This window comes from Thiomicrorhabdus xiamenensis (assembly GCF_013282625.1).
Lineage (GTDB): Bacteria > Pseudomonadota > Gammaproteobacteria > Thiomicrospirales > Thiomicrospiraceae > Thiomicrorhabdus > Thiomicrorhabdus xiamenensis.
In genome coordinates, this window is the sequence record NZ_CP054020.1 from 2,122,493 (window position 1) to 2,142,024 (window position 19,532).

Below are 19,532 nucleotides of genomic sequence, written 5' to 3' on the forward strand. Positions count from 1 at the left end.
AACCCCGTTAATCAGTGATGATGGTGGTGTTCATGGCTGTGCGCATGTGCATGAGAGTGCTCATGTCCGCCGTGATGATGACCGCCCCCATAAGCACCGCTCTCCGGCTGGAAACTTGCCATTTCGGAGGTAACCGTTCCGCCGAGCTGGCGCACCATATCATCCAGAACATGGTCGTGCACATAGCGCAACCATTCCGGCTCGACCTGCAAAGGAACATGGCGATTCCCCAGATGATAGGCAATGCGTAACAGCAGATGGGTGTCGGGCGCTGTAATCGTCGAGACCGATTCCAAGGCTGCTTTAACGACAACGCTTTCCCCCTGCTGGTTACTCAGCACATCGCCCTCACGCAACACCGTACCGCGCGGCAAGAACAACCCAACCTCTTCTCCACTGTCCAGAGAGGCTTTTAAACGGCTTTTCTCGCGCTGACTGAAACTCAGCGTCAAGGTTCCAAGATTCAAATCATCTTGTTTCGCCTGATTAACAACAAAAAACTCTTTCATAAACGATTTCCTTAAAACAAAAAGTAGCGCTGAGCCAGTGGCAACTGGTCAAAAGGCTCGCAAATGATCAATTCACCATCCACCTTCACTTCATAGGTTTCCGGGTCAACCGTAATATTCGGCATCAAATCATTCAGAACCATATCCTGCTTGCGGATATTGCGCGTATTACGCACAGGCTTGACGATCTTCTGCAGCTTCAATTTATCCGCAATCCCGTCCTCATAGGCCGTCTGCGAGACAAATGTAATCGAAGTATTGCTCATCGAAGGCCCTTGAGCGGCAAACATGCCTCTATAGTGAACCGGCTGAGGAGTTGGAATCGAGGCATTGATATCCCCCATCGGCGCTGCGGCAATCATGCCGCCCTTGATAATCATTGAAGGCTTAGCTCCGAAAAAGGCCGGTTTCCACAGCACCAGATCGGCAAATTTTCCGACTTCGACCGAGCCGACATAATCGGCAATACCATGAGTGATTGCCGGGTTGATAGTGTATTTCGCGACATATCGCTTGGCGCGGAAGTTATCGCAATCCCCACCCTCATCTTCAGGCAGAGCGCCTCTCTGAACCTTCATCTTGTGCGCCGTCTGCCAGGTACGGGTAACCACTTCTCCGACTCGACCCATTGCCTGCGAATCGGAAGAAATCATCGAAAACGCGCCCAGATCATGCAGAATATCCTCTGCCGCAATGGTTTCGCGACGGATTCTGGACTCGGCAAAAGCGACATCTTCGACAATATTCGGATCAAGGTGATGGCACACCATCAACATATCGAGATGCTCGTCAATCGTATTCACTGTAAACGGGCGCGTCGGATTAGTTGAGGAAGGCAAGACATTCGGCAGCTTACAGGCCACGATAATATCCGGGGCGTGCCCGCCTCCGGCACCTTCCGTATGATAAGTATGGATAACACGATCTTTCAGGGCAGCAATCGTCTCTTCGACAAAACCGGATTCATTCAAGGTATCCGTATGAATAGCAACCTGTATATCGTAGTCTTCGGCAACCGACAGACAGTTATCGATAGCGGCAGGCGTGCTGCCCCAATCTTCATGCAGTTTCAGTCCGATAGCACCGGCTTCCACCTGCTCGATCAACGGATCGGGAAGCGACACATTCCCCTTGCCGAGAAAACCAAGATTCATTGGAAAAGATTCTGCGGACCGTAGCATCTGATGAAGATACCAAGGGCCTGGAGTACAAGTCGTTGCATTAGTACCGGCCGCAGGACCGGTTCCACCGCCGATCATGGTCGTTACTCCGGACATAAGCGCTTCTTCAATCTGTTGCGGACAGATAAAGTGGATATGCGCATCGATACCACCTGCGGTCAGGATCTGACCTTCTCCGGCAATCACTTCCGTTCCGGCACCGATCTCAAAATCCACTCCCGGCTGAACATCCGAATTACCGGCTTTACCGATGGCGGCAATATTTCCATCCTTAATACCGACATCGGCTTTAACGATTCCCCAGGTATCCAGGATCAACGCATTGGTAATAACGGTATCCATAACCCTGTCAGAACAGGCCTGTCCCTGCCCCATACCATCGCGGATAACCTTACCGCCACCGAATTTGACCTCTTCGCCGTATAAAGTGTAATCCTGCTCGACCTTGATCCACAGCTCGGTATCGCCCAGACGCACCTTGTCGCCGACAGTCGGGCCATACATCTCGCTGTAAGCTTTTCGATCCAATTTATAACTCATGCATCCTCCCCAAGCGGTCCCATGACTTTCTGTTGAAAACCGTAAACTTTGCGTTTACCGCCAATGGCAACCAACTCGACTTTGCGAACCTGCCCCGGCTCGAATCGCACGGCTGTTCCCGCCGGAATATTCAAGCGAAATCCCTTGGCCATTTCCCGGTCAAACTGTAATGCCGGATTTACTTCATAAAAGTGGTAATGCGACCCAACCTGAACAGGACGGTCCCCCGCATTGGCGATTTCAAGCGTAACCACCTCTCGGCCGACATTCAGCTCTACGTCACCTTCGGCGACTAAAATCTCTCCCGGAATCATCTCGACCTCCTATACAATTGGCTGATGCACGGTAACAAGCTTGGTTCCATCCGGAAAAGTCGCTTCTACCTGTACTTCATCGATCATTTCGGGGACACCATCCATCACCTGTTCCCGACTTAGGACCGTGGTTCCAAAATCCATCAGTTCGGCAACCGTTCTTCCATCCCGGGCACCTTCCAATATCGCACAACTAATCAGCGCAATCGCTTCCGGATAGTTCAATTTCAGGCCGCGGGCGAGCCTGCGTTCTGCAACCAGACCTGCCGTAAACAGCAACAACTTATCTTTTTCTCTTGGTAAAAGCTCCACTCCGCCTCCTTATAACCTTACTTAACGAATACCGATCCTAAGTCTTCCAAATTCTCGGATAGACCGGAGGAACGCCAATTACTAAAGACCTTGAAATCTCCCAAGCGCGTATCAAGCGACTTTTCAAATCATCGAGATCAGAATCCAATGTTCGTAAAACCAACACTTCATCGACCAGTGAAATGCCGCACGAAACCGACCACGCCTCCTCAAGCAGCAGCGAGCGAATTTCTTTAAGAATGTTTTTATCCGCATGATAAAAAAGCATAGTCGCCATCAGCGTCTGTGCATCAAGGGAAAAAGGACTGCTTAAAAGTTCCGATTGGCCCGAGAACACAAACCGGTCGATAAAAATCGGTTCTTCATGCAAATTGATCGTCAAACTCTGAACCAGCTGACCGTTCTCGAATGCTTCTTGCATGGCTGGACGGCCCAAGCCGACGATATCCCAGGCAATCAACCGGCAATTTGTATCGTGCAAATTAAAGACCAGACTGTTCTTGACACTGGAGCGGTCGAAAAACAGGGTTTCCTGAGGCAGCCATTCAAGCTCACATCCGCCCGATACTTCGACCGTTTGAGTTTGACAGGCTGTTTTGCCCAGACTCCGATAGAATTTCGTTGCCGCAGGCGTACTGATCAAAGCCTTGGAGTCAGGCTGCATATCGACATTTAACGACAACTGGTCGCCGGCAACGACGCCGCCCGGCGGGTGAATGACCAGAATCGTCGGTCGATCTTCTTCCTGATAGTAAGGCCGTTGCAGTACAAGAGGACCAAAGTGTTTCTTATCTTTTACAACGGTTTTATTCCATCGGTTAACCAATGAAAAAGATAAAAAACCTTTCCATCCCTGATTCAGTGAGGTATTAATCATTTTGAATAAAAAAAGGAGCCGCAGCCCCTTTTTTCCTAAACTAGGCTGACAAACGTCAGATTAGAAAGTAAAGCCGTAAGTAAGTTGCAACAGAGGCTTCTCTAGTGCAGTATCGTCTACCGCATCACCGAACGCCTTGCTCACTTTGAAGCTTAGGTTGTCAGTTGCCGCATAGCTGATGTTTACATCGCTGTATTCAGCTGCGTCGTTATCTGACAGAGTTGTACCGTAATGAAGACCGATCGCTCCCATTCCGTAATCTAGAGAAACGTACTTGTAGTTATCTGCATCATCAGTCTCTGTATTGATATATACAGTTGCAGAGAAATCTTTATAACCTAGACCAAGAACATATTCAGAGATCAAGTTCACATCACCATTCACGTCTGGATCGCGATCATAGCTTGAACCAGCTGCTGCAGGATAGAAATAAGCGGCATAACCGATATTCAAAGAAACATCACCGAAAGTTGGTGCATAACCACCGTAAACATCGAACTCAGTACTTCCAGAAGCACCTTCAGAAGAAGTCCAAGTACCTAGATACAAACCTGATTCATGAGAATAATCGGCTCCACCAAAAACAGTACCAGCACTCTCACTGATCTGTAGACCACGCCACAGATACATGTTACTTACTGCTGCGTTATAAGAAATCTCACCCGCTTGAACTGATGCAGGTGTTACCGCCATAGCTGCAGAACCAGCAACAGCAAGTGACAGAAGAAGTGGTTTTAGTTGTAGTGATTTTTTCATCTATTAAATCTCCAAGACGGGTTTGAGTTGTTATAAAAAAGCAAATTAATTTCACAAACCCTATTAACCCGATATAGGCCAAAAAATAAATAAATCTTATATTTCAATCACTTAAAATTTATTACCAAAAAACAAGGTTTTTACCAAGCTTACAAGAGCACCAAAAAGAAACGTCAAAAGACACTACTTGGTGCAATAAGGATTCACTTCAATCCCCTACAAAGCAGGCGACAAAGTGTTGGGAAATGGCGGTATTTGCAGCCCGAAAACAAAAAAGCCTCCGGTGCTTGCCGGAGGCTTTTTTAACAAGAACGCGTAATTTGAGCTTTTACATAACTTCAGGAATGGCTGGCCACGGGTAATCTTTCTGGCAGACCGAAATAAAGAAAGGATTTAACAGGGTTGGCGTTTGCACATATTCCAGAGGGTGACCGGCGGCATTTAACACCGCGCCTCCGGCAGCCTCCAGGATGGCTTGCGAGGCCGCCGTATCCCACAGAGAGGTCGGACCGAAGCGAGGATAGACATGAGCCTTGCCCTCCGCGACCAGACAGGTTTTTAATGCCGAGCCCATTTTGACGGTTTCATTGCTACCCAACTCCGCCATAAACTGCTGGGTTCTTCCTCCATGGCGACGACTGACGGCGACTTTAGTCACTTCTTCCTCGCTTAAGCGAGCCGCTTCGATCGGCTCGGCTGCGGACAACAGATCTCCCATATTCAGGTTATCCATATCCTGCTGATAAATATCCAGCGGCAGTTTATAGGCGCATGCCTCTTCACGAAGCGCATAATAAAGCGTCCCCACTTCTGGGCCGAAGACCACACCAAGAACAGGATGATGCTCGACAATCAAAGCAATGTTAACGCTGTATTCACCGGTACCGGCAATAAACTCTTTCGTTCCATCCAGAGGATCGACCAGCCAGAATATCGGCCAGTGGCGTCGCTCCTCGAACGGAAAACGGGAAACACTTTCCTCGGTCACCAAAGGGATATCCGGAGTCAGTTTCTGCAAGGCTTGAAAAATCAGATTGTCGGCATAGCGGTCGACTTCGGTAACCGGTGTTCCATCCTTTTTATGCTCGACAGCCAATTCCCGGTTATCCCGGTACATTCTGGAAATTTCCAAACCGGCATTCAAAGCGATCCGACACACTTCCGGAAGCCATTGTTGAAGCTGGGTCAACGTAATCGCAGACTGTTGCATTTAAATTTTCCCCAGATGTTTCAGAACCAATAAAAGTGCTGCATAAGCGCGTCCTTCGGAAAAGTCCGGATGGGCAACCAATTCCTGCCAGTCATCCAGATGCCACGGAACGACTTCCAACGGCTCCGGCTCATCGCCTGGCGCTTCGGAAGGGTGAAGATCAGTCGCCAACACTATATGTGTCTGATGCGTCATATAACCGGCCGCCAGACTGACACTGTCCAGCAACTCGACCTTTTTCGGAAGATGACTGATCTCTTCCTGGCTTTCTCTTATCGCAGCCTCTTTCCAACCTTCACCCGGATCAATCTTACCTTTCGGAAAACCAAGTTCATAACGCCCGACACCGGCACCAAACTCGCGAATCAACAGTAAAGTTCCGTCTTCCAGAACCGGCACGATCAATACCGCTCCGCCATCGCCGGCAAGCAGGCGTTCATAGACTACTTCCGCGCCGTTCGAAAACGCCAGATGCTGCGATTGAACCGTAAAAATCCGCGACTTGGCCGCGATTTTTTCCGCTAGAATAGAGGGCAGTTTTTGACTCATACAACCTCGTCAGGCTTTAGATATTAACGATCAAATAATCATACGCTAAAGGGGAAAGGCTTGCCAATGAACTGGAACCAGATCGACACCGTTTTGCTGGACATGGACGGCACCTTGCTGGATCTGCACTTCGATTATCACTTTTGGATGGAAAGCGTGCCCGAAGCCTACGCACATCAGAACCATCTCTCCATCGAACAGGCCAAAGAGCAGATTCACCAGCAGATTCACTCGCAGACCGGAACCTTGAACTGGTACTGCTTGGACTACTGGAGCGAAACGCTGAATCTCAATATTGCCGAATTGAAACGAGAATTCAAAGATCAGATCAAGGTTCACCCGGAAGTCATCGATTTTCTGGCCGCTTTGCGCCAGCATGGCAAAACCGTCGTCATGGTCACCAATGCGCACCGTGACAGCCTGGCCATTAAACTCGAGATGACCGAAATCGGTCAGTACTTCGATCATTTGATCTCGGCACATGACTTCGGCATTCCAAAAGAGGACATCCGCATCTGGAGCGAGATCCAGCATGTTCAGCCGTATGATCCAGAGAGAACGCTACTGATTGACGATAACCTGCATGCGCTGCAAACTGCCAGGGAATATGGTATCGCTTTCCCGCTGTGCGCGACTCATGTCAGCCCGAAACTGGACAAGATCGACCCACAAGGCTTTGCGCATTTTGAAAAATACTCGGAAATCATGCCGCGCTGAACACAAATCCGCTCAGAGGCGAAGAATCAGCACCTTCTCGACCACACGATTGCCTTTACGCTCGAAAACCTCCTGATCGACAACCTCAATCGAAGAAAAACCGCCGAACAGCTGGCGGACTTCCTGCTCGCTCACTGAAAACGGCGGACCGGCCATCGAAGACTGATCATATTCCATAACCACCATTAAAAACGGTACCCCTTTCGGCAAAATCCGTTGCAAGTGCTGCGCATACTCGAGGCGCATCTGCGGAGGCAGAGCAACAATTGCCGCTCGATCATAGACCGCGCCGACCGCTTTGCAGTCCTCGGCCGTCAAACTGAAAAAATCACCGCACAAAAGCGTCATCTGCTCCAGCTCATAACCACAGAAACAATCGTGCGGCACCGGCCGAGCCGCCAGGTTATTTTCCTGCAGAAATTCGTCTAAAGCCTTCTGCGACAACTCTACACCGATAACATCATGCCCTAAGTCACGAATCCAAAGCATATCCAGCGTTTTTCCGCACAGCGGCACCAACACCTGCTCGTCTCCGCGCAAACCTAACTTGGGCCAAAAATCCCGTAAAAAACGATTAATCTCTTTCTGATGAAAGCCAACAACTCCGCTTTCCCACATCTCGTGCCAAAAATCCGCCTGCACTGCGTACTCCCTGATAACTTGCTGCGTATGCGTTTATAATAAGCGCGCAAAATTGTGCCATATTTTACAAGGATCGGCGATGGAACAGACGCAAAACGCTAAAAGCTCAAAACTCTGGCATAAAGCCTGGTTCAAGAACCTGTTAACGGTTTTGGTTTTCGTCACCGTCTTTTTGGCATTGCGCCCGTTTATGCAAGGTGACGTCCTCGAAGGTCAGGCGCCGAAACTGCAACTGACCAGCCTGAACGGACAAACGCTGGACCTGCAGAAAATGAATGCCGAAGGCGAAGTGGTACTGATTCACATCTGGGCTACCTGGTGTCCGATCTGCAAATTCAGCCGTGACGGCATTGAGGATATTGCCGCCGATTACAAAGTAATCAGTATTGCCACCCAGTCCGGCGATGACGAGCAGCTTCTGAGTTATGCCCGCCAGCACGAGATGAACGCCGACTATCTGGTTAACGATCTGGACGGCGCGCTCGCTGCGCAGTTCGGCGCCAAAGCGGTACCGGCGGATTTTGTCATTTCCCCGAACGGCGAAATCGCCTTTGTCGAAGTCGGACTGACCAGTTCCATCGGTCTGCGCTTTCGTCTCTGGTGGGCAGGACTCTAGAGCATTCATATGAAATTTAACGGCATGATTATCCATACGGCGCGCGACGAGTACGGCCTGGTTCAGGTTGTCGAAAATCGCACTACCCGCAAACTGCACTTCGACTCACCTGTCGAGCAAAGCTGCATTTTCCGCAACGCGCCCATGACCTTGAACTTCGAATACCAGCAGAAAATGATCGCGCTGGTCAACGAACATTTCCAAGCCCGTAAACAGCCCAAAAACTATCGGGTATTGATGCTCGGCATGGGCGGCGGCACCATGGCGCACCACCTTTATCACAGCCTACCAAATCTGCAAATGACAATAGTCGAACTGCGCCAGATCGTGATCGATATTGCTTATAAATTTTTCGGTTTGCCGGATGCTCCGGAAATCGAAGCGGTACAAGCCGATGCGATTAAATACATTCAGGAATTAGCCGACGAGTGCGAAAGCGACGCAATTTTTAAGTACGATGCCATCCTGATCGACATTTTCGATGCCGAGGGACTGCCTTCCGAACTGAGTTCCTCTTCTTTTCATCAGGCGATTAGCCGCTGTCTGAAACCCGGAGGCCGCTTGATTTTCAATTTATGGAACCGTATCGAACCGGGCAGAGAAAGGGAAAACACTGAACAGAGTGCGGAAATCCTCGCCTATTGGCAGAGAGAAGAAACCCATAAAACACAAAACCAGTATCTGATGCATTCGACCAGCAATCTGATTTTGTGTCTGGATTTTTAATTCTCAGTCGTTATCCGACAAACGCTGGCCTGTCATGCGTTTTAAAGTGGCGTCCTTGTCGATAAAGTGATGTTTCAAAGCCCCTGCAATGTGCAGAACCACGGCCAAAATAATCAGATTACCGCCCAGCCCGTGCAATGTCTTGCCTAAACCGGCCAGAGTTGCATTCAACGCAATGACTTCCTGCGGGTTTTGCGGATCCGGGTTTCTGGCCAGCAATTCCAGTCCGAAAAATGGAATACCATGGCCGCCCAGCCCGGACATCATCATACCCGAAATCGGCATCAGAACCGTCCCAACAATCAACACCCAGTGAACAACTTTAGATAAAGTGATTTCCAGAGGTTTGTACTCGCGAACCGGCTCAAGCCAACCGTTTTTCACTCGCCAGTAGATACGCCACAAAATGAAGGCCAGCAGCAAAACTCCGAACGACTTATGCCACGGATAGAGTGCAAAAACCTCCGCTTCGTCCATATAGACGCCGGAGGCCAACATCGCAATCATTCCGAAAGCGACGACCCAATGAAGAAAGAGAGTCTGTCTGCTGAGTTGTTGTTTTGTATCCATTTAATCCTCCTGAGAGCGGTGAGCTGATCATAATAAAAGCGCTTTGAACATTTTAGGAAACGGCGGCCGTTGATTATGAAATTTTTATTATGTCTGCTGACGGTCGCCGATTAATCCTACAAACTTAAGCTGCTGGACCAAATGCTCGCTGCGGTAACTTGGCGCGCTGTTCGTCCGTCAACAGCTTATGTACCTGCTGGCGTGTCTGCTGACGCATCTGTTGCATGTTCTGTTGTTTTTGCATCAGTACCTTACGAATCGCATCCTGCTGCTGCTTGCTTAAATCCAGTTTTTGGGTCATGCGCTCGATCCGGTTTTCCACTTTCAGCTGCATCAAAGCTTCGCGTTTTTCAGCACTCATGGCTTTGTTTTGAAAATGCCCTTTTTGCATTCCACCGCCATAACAGCCTTTACGAGCGGCGTCCTGCAGACGGTTATGTTTATGCTTCATGCATTGCGAATGACCATAACTGCCTTCGCCTTTGTACATTCCTTTGTTCTGACAGAAGTCTCCGTTGCCGGCAAAAGCCAATGTCGTAATACCACTTAGAGCAACGATACCGATAATAGATGCTACTTTTTTCATTGTCATTCTCCTGAACCATTCATTGAAACCGAAGGGTTTGCTTCGGGTTGTGTTCAGTATGCAATCGAATCGTGCAAACTTTATGCAAGGAAAAAGAGAAGCTGTGCAAGATTATGCATCGCTCGGAGAGACATCCTCCGCAAAAGCATTCGCGGCAAACTTGTAACCGACGCCGTAAACTGACTGAATCCAATCATTTTCCCCTAAAGCCGCATTCAACTTCTGACGCAGCTTTTTAATATGGCTGTCGATGGTACGGTCAGAGACGATCCGGTGGTCGTGATAAATGCTGTCGATCAGCTGAGCCCGGGAAAAAATTCGTCCCTGCGCCTGAGACAAGGTACGCAGAATCTCAAACTCCACTGCCGACAGATCCACTTTATTGCCCTGATAACGAACCTGATAACGCTCGCCATCCAGAATCCAACCGTTATCCTGAGGGGGCTCGCCGACCGGTTTGGCGCGACGCAGGAGCGCTTTGACACGAGCAACCACTTCGCGCGGACTGAACGGTTTGCAGATATAATCATCCGCCCCCATCTCCAAGCCGAGAATCCGGTCAACTTCTTCGACTCTGGCGGTCAACATCATAATCGGTATCTGGCTGAAAGCGCGAATCTGCTGACAAAGTTCAATGCCGTCGCTATCCGGTAGCATGATATCCAGAATAACGCAGTCGGCCGGATTATCCTTGAGCCATGGCACCACTTCCGCGCCACGGTCAAAATACTGCGTCTCATAGCCGAAACTGTGCAGATACTCGATTAAAATTTCGGCAATTTTGACTTCATCTTCGACGATGACGATTCTCTCTCGGCTCATCCATGCTCCTTTTTCGGCAATCTCACCGCAACTTGCAAACCACCTGATTCAGAGGCGGTGAACTCTAGTGACCCGCTATGCGCGTCAACGATTCGACTGACCATCGCCAACCCCAACCCGGCGCCTCCAGAGCGGCGATTACGCGACGGATCGGTACGGAAGAAACGTTCGGTCAGTTTCTGCAAGTCCTCCGTTTCGACGCCCGGTTCCGAATCTTTCACGAGTATCAGCCAGTTTCGATTTTCTTCCTGCAGCGATAATTCAATCCCCCCTTGAGCGCCGTTGCTGCGCGTGGAATCGGTATAAGCCACGGCATTATGCAGCAGGTTACTCAACATCTGCGTCAGGCGCTTTTCATCACCATGCACCAAAGCCTTCAGCGACTCTGGAACATGCAACTGGAATGCAACGCCCTTGGCTTGCGCCTTGGCACGATAATTCGCCGACACCATATGGATCAACTGCGTCAGATCCACCGTCTGCATCACATACTGCAAGGCACCGACATCGCTCAAACTCAGTTGATAAAGATCTTCGATCAAATGCTGCAACAACTCCACTTCCTGGTGCAGGTTGTGCAAACTTTTATCATCCATCGGGCGGATACCGTCGCGCATGGCCTCAATGGAGCCTTTCAGTACCGTCAAAGGCGTGCGCAGTTCGTGTGAAATATCGGCAACCCACTGATTACGGCTCTGCAGAGAAGCCTGCAAAGTATTGGCAAGATGGTTGAAATCTCTTTGCAAAGCGCCGAACTCGTCCGAGCGACTGACCTTGGTGCGTTTCTGATAATCTCCTTGCGCCAGAGCGCGAACCGACCCGGTCAGTTCACGGATCGGCACCAGAAAATGGTTAGCCAGCGGCCACAGAATAATCAGAACCAGCAAGGTAATCAGAACTGCGCCCAGCGTTAGAATCTTGAATTGCGTCTGGGCAAACTCGATATCGGCCTGCTCGATCAATTCACGCAAGGGGTGATAACCGATCTGCGCAACAACTTTATCGTTCACATAGACCGGGAGGCGCATGCAGGCTTTTGTCATTTTCGGACCGAGAACCATCTGTCCGTCGCTGCTCATCAAACTGACACGCTCTTCGAATGCATCCGGCGCATACGGACGTCTTCTCGGCTCGCGTTTGAGAATAAACGGCAATATGGCCGGGTTTTGACTTAAATCGATACGATGCGAAAGGTGCAGCAGCCGCTGCCAGTTTGCAAGAGGAAGATCATCGACCTCTTCGGTCGATTCATATTGCAGATAGACTTCCAGATTGTTTTTCAGACGTTCCAACCGCTGCTGATCTCTTTGATCCACATAGTGCAGAATCGTCTTGTGCAGCACATATTGATTGCTCCACAAAAGCGCCCCGAGAATGACAAACCCGAACAGCAGCAGAAAACCGACCAGTTTTAAACGAATCCCCATAGCCTTCCCTTTGGCACTATTTCGGTTACTTTACCGTAAAATCGACAGGCAAAATTGCAAAAAATATGCAACCCGAACCGAGGCGAACTCAGCTTAATCCCGAACCATAAACTGCTATACTCATAACCAGATTGATCCATTCCTAATAATTCACAGCAGGCATCAAAGAGTCCGCGATTCCATGAAACGATTTTCACATTTATTCTACGCCATTCTGACTATCATCCTTTTTAACCCGCTCAATTTGGCACAGGCGAACCCGGGAGCTGAAGAACATTCCGATTCGGACAAGGCTCCGAAGCTCGCTTATCTGGTCTCCGATATCCATATTCCTTTCTGGGAGATCATGAGCCGAGGCATTCAGGAGCAGGCGCGAACGCTTGGCTATCAGCTAGAGATATACAGCGCGCACAACGAAGCTAAACGCGAACTGAAAAACACCCTCCAAGCCATTAAACAGAATGTTTCCGGAATCATTGTTTCGCCAACCAACTCTTCCGCTTGCGTCACCATTCTCGAATTCGCCCGCAAAGCCGGCATTCCGGTTGTTATCTCGGACATCGGAACCGAAAGTGGCGACTACGTCAGCTATATCTCTTCGGATAATTTTCAGGGCGCCTACCAGATCGGACAGGTGTTGACCGAAAAGATGCACGCTCTCGGCTGGCAAAACGGCAGTGTCGGTATCATCGCAATTCCGCAATCGAGAGAAAACGGAAAAAGCCGAACCGCCGGATTCCTGAAAGCGTTGGAAGAAGCCGGTATTAAAGGCGGCGGTCTCAAACAGCAGATTACCTTCTCCTATCAGGAAACCTATGACTACAGCATCGAACTAATCAAACAGACCCCGGATCTGAAAGCGATCTGGCTTCAGGGCTCCAATCGTTACCGGGGAGCTCTGGACGCAATACGTGACAGCGGTAGAGAAGGCGAAATTCTATTGCTGACTTTCGACGCCGAACCGGAGTTTCTGGAATTGATCCCGCAAGGCGTCCTGATCGGCTCCGCCATGCAGCAGCCGTTTTTAATGGGCGCCACGGCCGTTTCGGTATTGGATAATTTTTTACATGGGAAAAAGGTCGAGAAAGAGATTAAACTTTCCGTCTTACCGATTTCCACTGCGAACATCGATAAAATGCAGTCGACTATTGAACGAAATGTACTGGGAATACTGAAGTAACCTGTGAACGTGAAATCCAAACCGATCAAAAACAACTCGATCTATCTGAGATCCGGACTGATCATTATCGCCTCGGTGCTACTGGTCATGGCCGTCACGACTTTTTTTGCCTACCAGGGCGAGAAACAGCGTCTCGATCTCGAAATCAAGGAAAACGCGCATCGCACCATGATCGCCGCCGAAGATCATATTACCGACATGATCGCTTCCTACTCGGTCAACGAATACAGCAAAATCATTCATAACGAAATCGAACACAACGGCCTCTTTGCGATGATTATCCAGGACAGCAATATGAGCGCTCTCCTCGGAGAGGCGGTTTATTACAAAGGTTATATTCGCAACCCGAAAGGAGAAGTCGTCGAATACGACCCTGACAACAGTCTCCAGAATCAGCAACTGCGCGAGGCCTATTTTTCTCTGAAAAAAAATCTGACCGATGCGCAAGAAAACCCGCTTGGCACTATCACGGTGTATATCTCCGATAACGAACTGAAAAAACGTCTGGACGGTCTGTTGATCGATAACCTGCTCAGCGCCTTGGCAATTTCGCTTTTGCTGGTCACCACCCTGTTTATTATGATGCGCATGCAGCTTTTGCGCCCGCTGACGGAGATTATCGAAACTATTTCCCACCGGGATTCCGACGGCCTGCCGAAACACTTTGTACCGATCAAAGGGCCTAACGAGATCCAGACGCTGGGCCGAACCCTTAATCACATGGTCGGCGCCATCAAAGCCTCACAGGGCCAGCTGCTGCAACAACAAGAGGCACTAAAAGCTGCGACCAACCGCTTCCAACTTGCCATTGACGGCTCTCGCGACGGGCTTTGGGACTGGCTTATCAAAGAGAATGACATCTACTTCTCGGAGCGCTTCGCCAATATGCTCGGCTACGAGCCGGAAGAGCTGGATTCAACACCTGATGCCTGGATGCAACTTATCCACCCCGACGACCTGGATAAGATGAGTTATCACATTAACCAATACCTGAAAGGTAAAGGCGACAAAACCTACGAAAGCACCTTCCGCATGCGGACCAAACAAGGCGAATGGCGCTGGATCAGTTCGCGGGGCAAAGCCCTGTTTGACGAAAACGGCGAGGCAGTCCGTTTTGTCGGTTTTAACTCGGACATCACCAAAGCGATACAACAGCAGGAAGAGCTGCAGGAACAGAAAAACATTCTGCAGTATTACGCCAGCCACGACCCGCTGACCGGTCTAGCCAACCGCAGTCTGTTTTATGACCGGCTCGAACAGGCCATCAAGAAATCACAGAGAAATTCCGAGAAACTGGCCGTCTTCTTTATCGATCTCGATAACTTCAAAGAGATCAATGACTCTCTGGGGCACGATATCGGCGACGAAGTGCTCAAAGCGGTTTCCGAACATCTCAAAAAGCTGATCCGCTCCGGCGATACTTTCGCCCGTCTGGGCGGCGATGAGTTCACAATCCTGATTGAAGAGCTTAAACAGGAACAGCACGCCTCGATCCTGGCGGAAAAAATCGTTAAAGATCTCAATCAGCCGATCCTCGTGCGTAACCATGAGCTTCATCTCGGCTGCAGTATAGGTATCAGCATCTATCCAGAAAACGGCGACAACCCGACCGATCTGCTGAAAAATGCCGATGCCGCCATGTACCGCGCCAAGAATCAGGGGCGTAACAACTTCCAGTATTATTCACGGGAGATGACCGAAGAAGCTTTCGACCGTTTGAATATGGAAGCCAATATCCGCTCCGGAATACAGAACGACGAGTTCGTGGTCTATTACCAACCGCAGATCGATTTTAGCAACCGCAAAATTATCGGCATGGAGGCTTTGGTCAGATGGAATCATCCGGAACTCGGCTTTATTCCTCCGGCGAAATTTATTCCGGTAGCGTCCAGCACCGGGGTGATTGTCGAGCTTGACCGCCATGTCATGAAAAAAGCCGTTCAGGACTTTGCCGGCTGGCATAAACAGGGATTGGAACCGGGTCGTCTTTCGATGAACCTGAATATCAAACAGTTGCAGCGCGAAGACTTTGTCGAATTCCTCAAATGGTTGATTACCGATTCCAACTGTCAGGCTCGGTGCCTGGAACTTGAAGTGACCGAGGGCGAGCTGATGAATAATCCTCAGCAGTCGATCCAGCTCCTGAAACAGATCGATCAGCTTGGCATCACCCTCTCTCTGGATGATTTCGGAACCGGCTACTCGTCACTGTCGTACCTGAAACGACTGCCGATCTCCAAACTGAAAATCGACCAGTCCTTCGTACGCGACCTGCCGGACGACAAAGAGGATGCTGCCATTACCGGTGCGATTATCGCTCTGGCGAAGAGTCTGAAGCTGGATATTCTGGCCGAGGGTACCGAAAACGAAGAACAGGTTCGTTTTTTGAGTGAGCAGGGCTGCTCGAACTTCCAAGGCTACTATTTTGCCAAACCGATGCCTGCCGATAAGATCAAAGACTATCTGAGCCAATTCCGCTCCGAAGCGTTCGCGGAAGATAAAGGGTAATGACACTGAAACGGCTGAGCGCTCTGTCAAAAAGATAAATCAAAAATAAACCGAGGCAAGCGAAGTTTTAAAAAGCGCAATCGGCGAAGCGGAAACAACGTCTCCCGGAGCAGAGTCCGCTTCCGGAAAGACGCCAAAAAGAATGCTCGGGAGCAATTATTCTTTTGATCTGAAAATGCAGTTTTCAGCGTAGGATTTCGCTTCGTTTGCAGACCACTCCCCTTTCGGCTTCTGATCCATCTCTTCACACCAGGCCTGACTACCGACTTCAGCCGAACAGCCACCAAGAATCAGTCCACTCAGCAAAACCGTTAAATAGAAACTTTTTTTCATTTTCTTTCCTCTATGTAAATACACCGGCGGAGACGACCGTCCACTCCGCTTGAAAATATGCTATCACTATCCGCATAAAACTTCGCAAAATCATATCCCTAAAAACCGCATGGACACTGTTTTTCCGCGACAGATCCATTCCCGTTTCCGTTTCCGCAAAAGAAGCCGGACAAATCGAATCCTCTGCACTCGACGCAATACAAGGTTTATAATCTGCAAATTCTTTATTGAGCACTAAGGTATTTGTATGGCACTGCTGTTTCTACGCGATATTCAACTCAGCTTCGGCTCGGCGCCGCTACTCGACAAAGTCAGTCTGCAGATCGAACCGAACGACCGTGTCTGTATTGTCGGACGAAACGGCGAAGGCAAATCCACTCTGCTCAAGGTCATTGAAGGCATTATTCCGCCGGACGACGGAACGCGCATCGTGCAGGATGGCGTGCATATCGCCAAATTACAACAGGAAGTACCGCACGACACCCATGGTTCGGTATTCCATATCATCGCCCAGGGACTCGGCGACATCGCTCCGCTGCTGGATAAATTCCATAAATTGAGTGTCAAAATGGAGCAGGATTACTCCGACGAGGTTTTGGCGCATTTCACCCAGGTACAACAGGAAATCGATGCCAAAAACGGCTGGGAGTTGAATCAAAAAGTCGATACCGTCATATCCAAACTCGGTCTGCCGGCCGATGTCGAATTCTCAACCCTTTCAGGCGGAATGAAACGCCGCGTCCTGCTCGCTAAAGCCCTGGTTCAGGAACCGGACATTCTGCTGCTCGACGAACCGACTAACCACCTGGACATCCCTTCAATCCAATGGATGGAAAACTTTTTGACCTCGATGCGCTGCGCACTGGTTTTCATTACCCACGATCGTTCGTTCCTGCAGGCGCTGGCCAACCGCATCGTCGAACTGGATCGCGGAAAACTCTCCAACTGGGAATGCGATTACCATACCTATCTTGAACGCAAGGCCGAATGGCTTGAGGCGGAAGCCAAACAGAATGCCGAATTCGACAAGAAACTGGCTCAGGAAGAAGCCTGGATACGTCAGGGAATCAAAGCGCGTCGTACCCGCAACGAAGGTCGCGTACGTGCCCTGAAGCAACTGCGCGAGGAACATAAGGCGCGCCGTTCGCAGCAAGGCAAAGCCAATCTGCAGACCAATATTGCCGACACCTCCGGAAAACAGGTTATCGAAATCAAAGAGCTGGGCTTCAACTATCCGAATAAACCGATCGTTAACGGCTTGTCGAGCGTGATAATGCGCGGAGACAAGGTCGGCATTATCGGTGAAAACGGCTGCGGTAAATCCACGCTGATCAATTTGCTGCTTGGCAAACTGGAACCTCAGGAAGGTTCGATCAAACTCGGTACCAACCTTAAAATCGCGTACTTCGACCAGCATCGTGCGCAGTTGAATGAAGAGTTGCCGGTCATCGAAAGCGTCCTCGAGGAAAGCGATCATGTCGAAATCAACGGTCAACGCAAGCATGTCATGGGCTATCTGGGCGATTTCCTGTTCAGCCCGGATCGAGCGCGCCAGCCGGTCAAAGCGCTCTCCGGCGGGGAACGAAACCGACTTCTGCTGGCGCGCGTCTTTGCCAAACCGTCCAACCTGCTGATTCTGGATGAGCCGACCAACGATCTGGACGTCGAAACACTGGAACTGCTTGAAGAGCTGTTGATGAACTATCAGGGTACGGTGCTGATCGTCAGCCACGACCGTGAATTCCTCAATAATGTCTGCACCAGTTCACTGGTCTTCGACGCGCCGGGCGACGTCAACGAATACGTCGGCGGCTACGACGACTGGTTGCGCCAGCGTCCGAGACACTATACGGAACAGAATAAAACCGAAAAACCGGAAAAGAAAACCGAGAAAAAATCAGAGACTCCAACTGCGCCCAAAAGCGAAAATAAACCGCCGCAAAAGAAAAAACTCAGCTACAAAGACCAGCGCGAATACGACGCGCTACCGCAATTGCTGGAAGACCTGGAAGCACAAATCGAGACTCTGAACGAAGAAATCTCCCAGCCGGATTTCTACTCTCAGGATCAGGAGACGATACAAGGCGTGCTGGGCAAACTGCAGGAAAAAGAAGCCGAGCTTGAGGCTGCCTTTGAGCGTTGGGAAGAGTTAGAGGCTCTGATTTCATAAAACATCACACTTTCAAGGGGCTTGCACGCCCCGCCCTTCTATTAGCCAGAACCTATCATAAACACTAGAAACCATTGTATTTACCTATAGAAACTTGAAATAGAGTTTTCACTTTGTTAGGGTATGCAGCAACTTTAAGCAACCAAGACTTAAATTATCTTTTTTCATACTGCAATTACATTGCTGTCTTTTGCGTTTAGGCGCACTTTTTTAGGCCGTGAAAACCGGTCAAGTCTAATCCCTAGGGCAAAACCCTCAGGATCAATCGTAAGGCATATGCAGCGAGGGACAACCCTGCCTCAGTCAATTCACCGACTTTACGCTGTTTCGAATATGCTCTTAACGTCTTTTGTGTTTCTCAAATTAACTTTTGTTTCAGCGCGATTGGTCAAAGATTCATCTTTAACCGAAGACTTCTACTATGGAGATCGATACAGATAATTCACTGATTAGATATCGCCGTCCCCGTCTGGAAGACGGCCTCAGAATTTACCAACTGATTGCCGATTCACCTCCTCTGGATCTGAATTCGAGCTATCTGTACTTTTTGCAAAGTTCGCATTTCGCCGATACTTGTGTTGTTGCCGAAAGTGACGGCGAATTGCTGGGTTTTATTTCCGGCTATCTACGCCCGGACAAACCCGAAGAGCTGTTTGTCTGGCAGATGGTCGTCGCCCAAACGGGCCGTGGCCGAGGTATCGCCAAAGGTTTGGTCAAGCAATTGATCAAACAGAGCCTGGCTTTCAGTCAAGCACCTTTGCAATCCCTAAGCTGCACAATCAGTCCGAGCAATCAGGCATCGCAAGGCGTGTTCAAGAGCCTGGCAAAAGCTTTCGGACTGACTCTACGCAGCGAAACCTTTCTGACCGAGGCGCATTTTTCCGGTCAGGAACATGAAGCGGAGGATTATTACTTCCTAACCGCTCCCGATGGCCAAAGCCTGAATGATTACTTAACCGATATTTAAATAGCACCAATAACACTATT

Annotated in this window: 21 protein-coding genes; 7 read left to right on the forward strand and 14 right to left on the reverse strand. The window is 49.6% G+C overall.

The features are described from left to right. Nucleotides 1–11: 11 nt before the first annotated feature. From ureE to nudE, 8 genes are all read right to left on the reverse strand, one after another. Nucleotides 12–509 (reverse strand): urease accessory protein UreE, encoded by a 498-nt coding sequence (gene ureE / locus HQN79_RS09790; protein ID WP_173286030.1) that lies wholly within the window; start codon nucleotides 507–509, stop codon nucleotides 12–14. Between the two features lie 11 nt (nucleotides 510–520). Next, a complete protein-coding gene (gene ureC, locus HQN79_RS09795) occupies nucleotides 521–2,230 on the reverse strand; it encodes an urease subunit alpha (protein WP_173286032.1) in 1,710 nt (569 codons plus the stop codon). Then, entirely contained in the window at nucleotides 2,227–2,544 is a 318-nt protein-coding gene (locus tag HQN79_RS09800) for an urease subunit beta (RefSeq protein WP_173286034.1), read from the reverse strand. Before HQN79_RS09800 ends, ureC begins: the two co-directional genes overlap by 4 nt. A 9-nt stretch (nucleotides 2,545–2,553) precedes the next feature. Next, the gene (gene ureA / locus HQN79_RS09805; protein ID WP_173286036.1) at nucleotides 2,554–2,856 is read right to left on the reverse strand and encodes an urease subunit gamma; all 303 of its coding nucleotides are present in this window, start codon (nucleotides 2,854–2,856) and stop codon (nucleotides 2,554–2,556) included. A 37-nt stretch (nucleotides 2,857–2,893) separates the two neighbouring features. After that, nucleotides 2,894–3,682 (reverse strand): urease accessory protein UreD, encoded by a 789-nt coding sequence (locus HQN79_RS09810; protein WP_173286038.1) that lies wholly within the window; start codon nucleotides 3,680–3,682, stop codon nucleotides 2,894–2,896. A 111-nt stretch (nucleotides 3,683–3,793) separates the two neighbouring features. Further along, nucleotides 3,794–4,489 (reverse strand): TorF family putative porin, encoded by a 696-nt coding sequence (locus HQN79_RS09815; RefSeq protein WP_173286040.1) that lies wholly within the window; start codon nucleotides 4,487–4,489, stop codon nucleotides 3,794–3,796. Nucleotides 4,490–4,817: 328 nt separating this feature from the next. After that, a complete protein-coding gene (gene cysQ / locus HQN79_RS09820; RefSeq protein ID WP_173286042.1) occupies nucleotides 4,818–5,699 on the reverse strand; it encodes a 3'(2'),5'-bisphosphate nucleotidase CysQ in 882 nt (293 codons plus the stop codon). Continuing rightward, nucleotides 5,700–6,248 carry an ADP compounds hydrolase NudE gene (nudE, locus tag HQN79_RS09825; protein ID WP_173286044.1) on the reverse strand — a complete coding sequence of 183 codons (549 nt, stop codon included), beginning with the start codon at nucleotides 6,246–6,248 and terminating at the stop codon, nucleotides 5,700–5,702. A gap of 66 nt (nucleotides 6,249–6,314) precedes the next feature. Between nudE and yrfG the strand changes: the two genes are divergently transcribed. After that, complete coding sequence (yrfG, locus tag HQN79_RS09830) at nucleotides 6,315–6,965, forward strand: GMP/IMP nucleotidase (RefSeq protein ID WP_173286046.1); 651 nt, start codon at nucleotides 6,315–6,317, stop codon at nucleotides 6,963–6,965. 12 nt (nucleotides 6,966–6,977) lie between these two features. Here the strand turns inward: yrfG and HQN79_RS09835 are convergent, their stop codons facing one another. Then, nucleotides 6,978–7,607 (reverse strand): thiopurine S-methyltransferase, encoded by a 630-nt coding sequence (locus HQN79_RS09835; RefSeq protein WP_173286048.1) that lies wholly within the window; start codon nucleotides 7,605–7,607, stop codon nucleotides 6,978–6,980. A gap of 79 nt (nucleotides 7,608–7,686) precedes the next feature. On the opposite strand from HQN79_RS09835, the gene HQN79_RS09840 reads away from it, so the two are divergent. Both HQN79_RS09840 and HQN79_RS09845 read left to right on the forward strand, forming a co-directional pair. Beyond that, entirely contained in the window at nucleotides 7,687–8,223 is a 537-nt protein-coding gene (locus tag HQN79_RS09840) for a protein disulfide oxidoreductase (protein WP_173286050.1), read from the forward strand. Between the two features lie 9 nt (nucleotides 8,224–8,232). Further along, nucleotides 8,233–8,949 (forward strand): spermidine synthase, encoded by a 717-nt coding sequence (locus tag HQN79_RS09845; protein ID WP_173286052.1) that lies wholly within the window; start codon nucleotides 8,233–8,235, stop codon nucleotides 8,947–8,949. Nucleotides 8,950–8,952: 3 nt separating this feature from the next. Here HQN79_RS09845 and HQN79_RS09850 read toward each other — a convergent pair whose 3' ends face one another. The 4 genes from HQN79_RS09850 to HQN79_RS09865 all read right to left on the reverse strand — a co-directional run bounded on the left by HQN79_RS09850 (nucleotide 8,953) and on the right by HQN79_RS09865 (nucleotide 12,354). Beyond that, entirely contained in the window at nucleotides 8,953–9,519 is a 567-nt protein-coding gene (locus HQN79_RS09850; RefSeq protein WP_173286054.1) for a cytochrome b, read from the reverse strand. A gap of 124 nt (nucleotides 9,520–9,643) precedes the next feature. Next, nucleotides 9,644–10,105: a hypothetical protein gene (locus HQN79_RS09855; protein WP_173286056.1), complete on the reverse strand. Its 462-nt coding sequence runs from the start codon at nucleotides 10,103–10,105 to the stop codon at nucleotides 9,644–9,646. A 111-nt stretch (nucleotides 10,106–10,216) separates the two neighbouring features. After that, nucleotides 10,217–10,927 carry a response regulator gene (locus HQN79_RS09860; protein ID WP_173286058.1) on the reverse strand — a complete coding sequence of 237 codons (711 nt, stop codon included), beginning with the start codon at nucleotides 10,925–10,927 and terminating at the stop codon, nucleotides 10,217–10,219. Then, on the reverse strand, nucleotides 10,924–12,354 hold the full coding sequence (locus tag HQN79_RS09865) for an ATP-binding protein (RefSeq protein WP_173286060.1): 1,431 nt from the start codon (nucleotides 12,352–12,354) through the stop codon (nucleotides 10,924–10,926). Before HQN79_RS09865 ends, HQN79_RS09860 begins: the two co-directional genes overlap by 4 nt. Nucleotides 12,355–12,535: 181 nt before the next feature. Here HQN79_RS09865 and HQN79_RS09870 point away from each other — a divergent pair, with 181 nt between their 5' ends. Then, nucleotides 12,536–13,534 carry a substrate-binding domain-containing protein gene (locus HQN79_RS09870; protein ID WP_173286079.1) on the forward strand — a complete coding sequence of 333 codons (999 nt, stop codon included), beginning with the start codon at nucleotides 12,536–12,538 and terminating at the stop codon, nucleotides 13,532–13,534. A gap of 3 nt (nucleotides 13,535–13,537) precedes the next feature. Continuing rightward, a complete protein-coding gene (locus HQN79_RS09875; protein ID WP_173286081.1) occupies nucleotides 13,538–16,042 on the forward strand; it encodes a bifunctional diguanylate cyclase/phosphodiesterase in 2,505 nt (834 codons plus the stop codon). A gap of 156 nt (nucleotides 16,043–16,198) precedes the next feature. Here the strand turns inward: HQN79_RS09875 and HQN79_RS09880 are convergent, their stop codons facing one another. Next, nucleotides 16,199–16,375, reverse strand: a complete 177-nt coding sequence (locus HQN79_RS09880) for a DUF3012 domain-containing protein (RefSeq protein ID WP_173286083.1) — start codon at nucleotides 16,373–16,375, stop codon at nucleotides 16,199–16,201. 247 nt (nucleotides 16,376–16,622) lie between these two features. Between HQN79_RS09880 and uup the strand changes: the two genes are divergently transcribed. Together uup and ectA are read left to right on the forward strand one after the other, a co-directional pair. Next, the gene (gene uup / locus HQN79_RS09885; protein WP_173286085.1) at nucleotides 16,623–18,545 is read left to right on the forward strand and encodes an ATP-binding cassette ATPase Uup; all 1,923 of its coding nucleotides are present in this window, start codon (nucleotides 16,623–16,625) and stop codon (nucleotides 18,543–18,545) included. Nucleotides 18,546–18,966: 421 nt separating this feature from the next. Then, the gene (gene ectA / locus HQN79_RS09890; RefSeq protein WP_173286087.1) at nucleotides 18,967–19,512 is read left to right on the forward strand and encodes a diaminobutyrate acetyltransferase; all 546 of its coding nucleotides are present in this window, start codon (nucleotides 18,967–18,969) and stop codon (nucleotides 19,510–19,512) included. Nucleotides 19,513–19,532 lie beyond the last annotated feature (20 nt).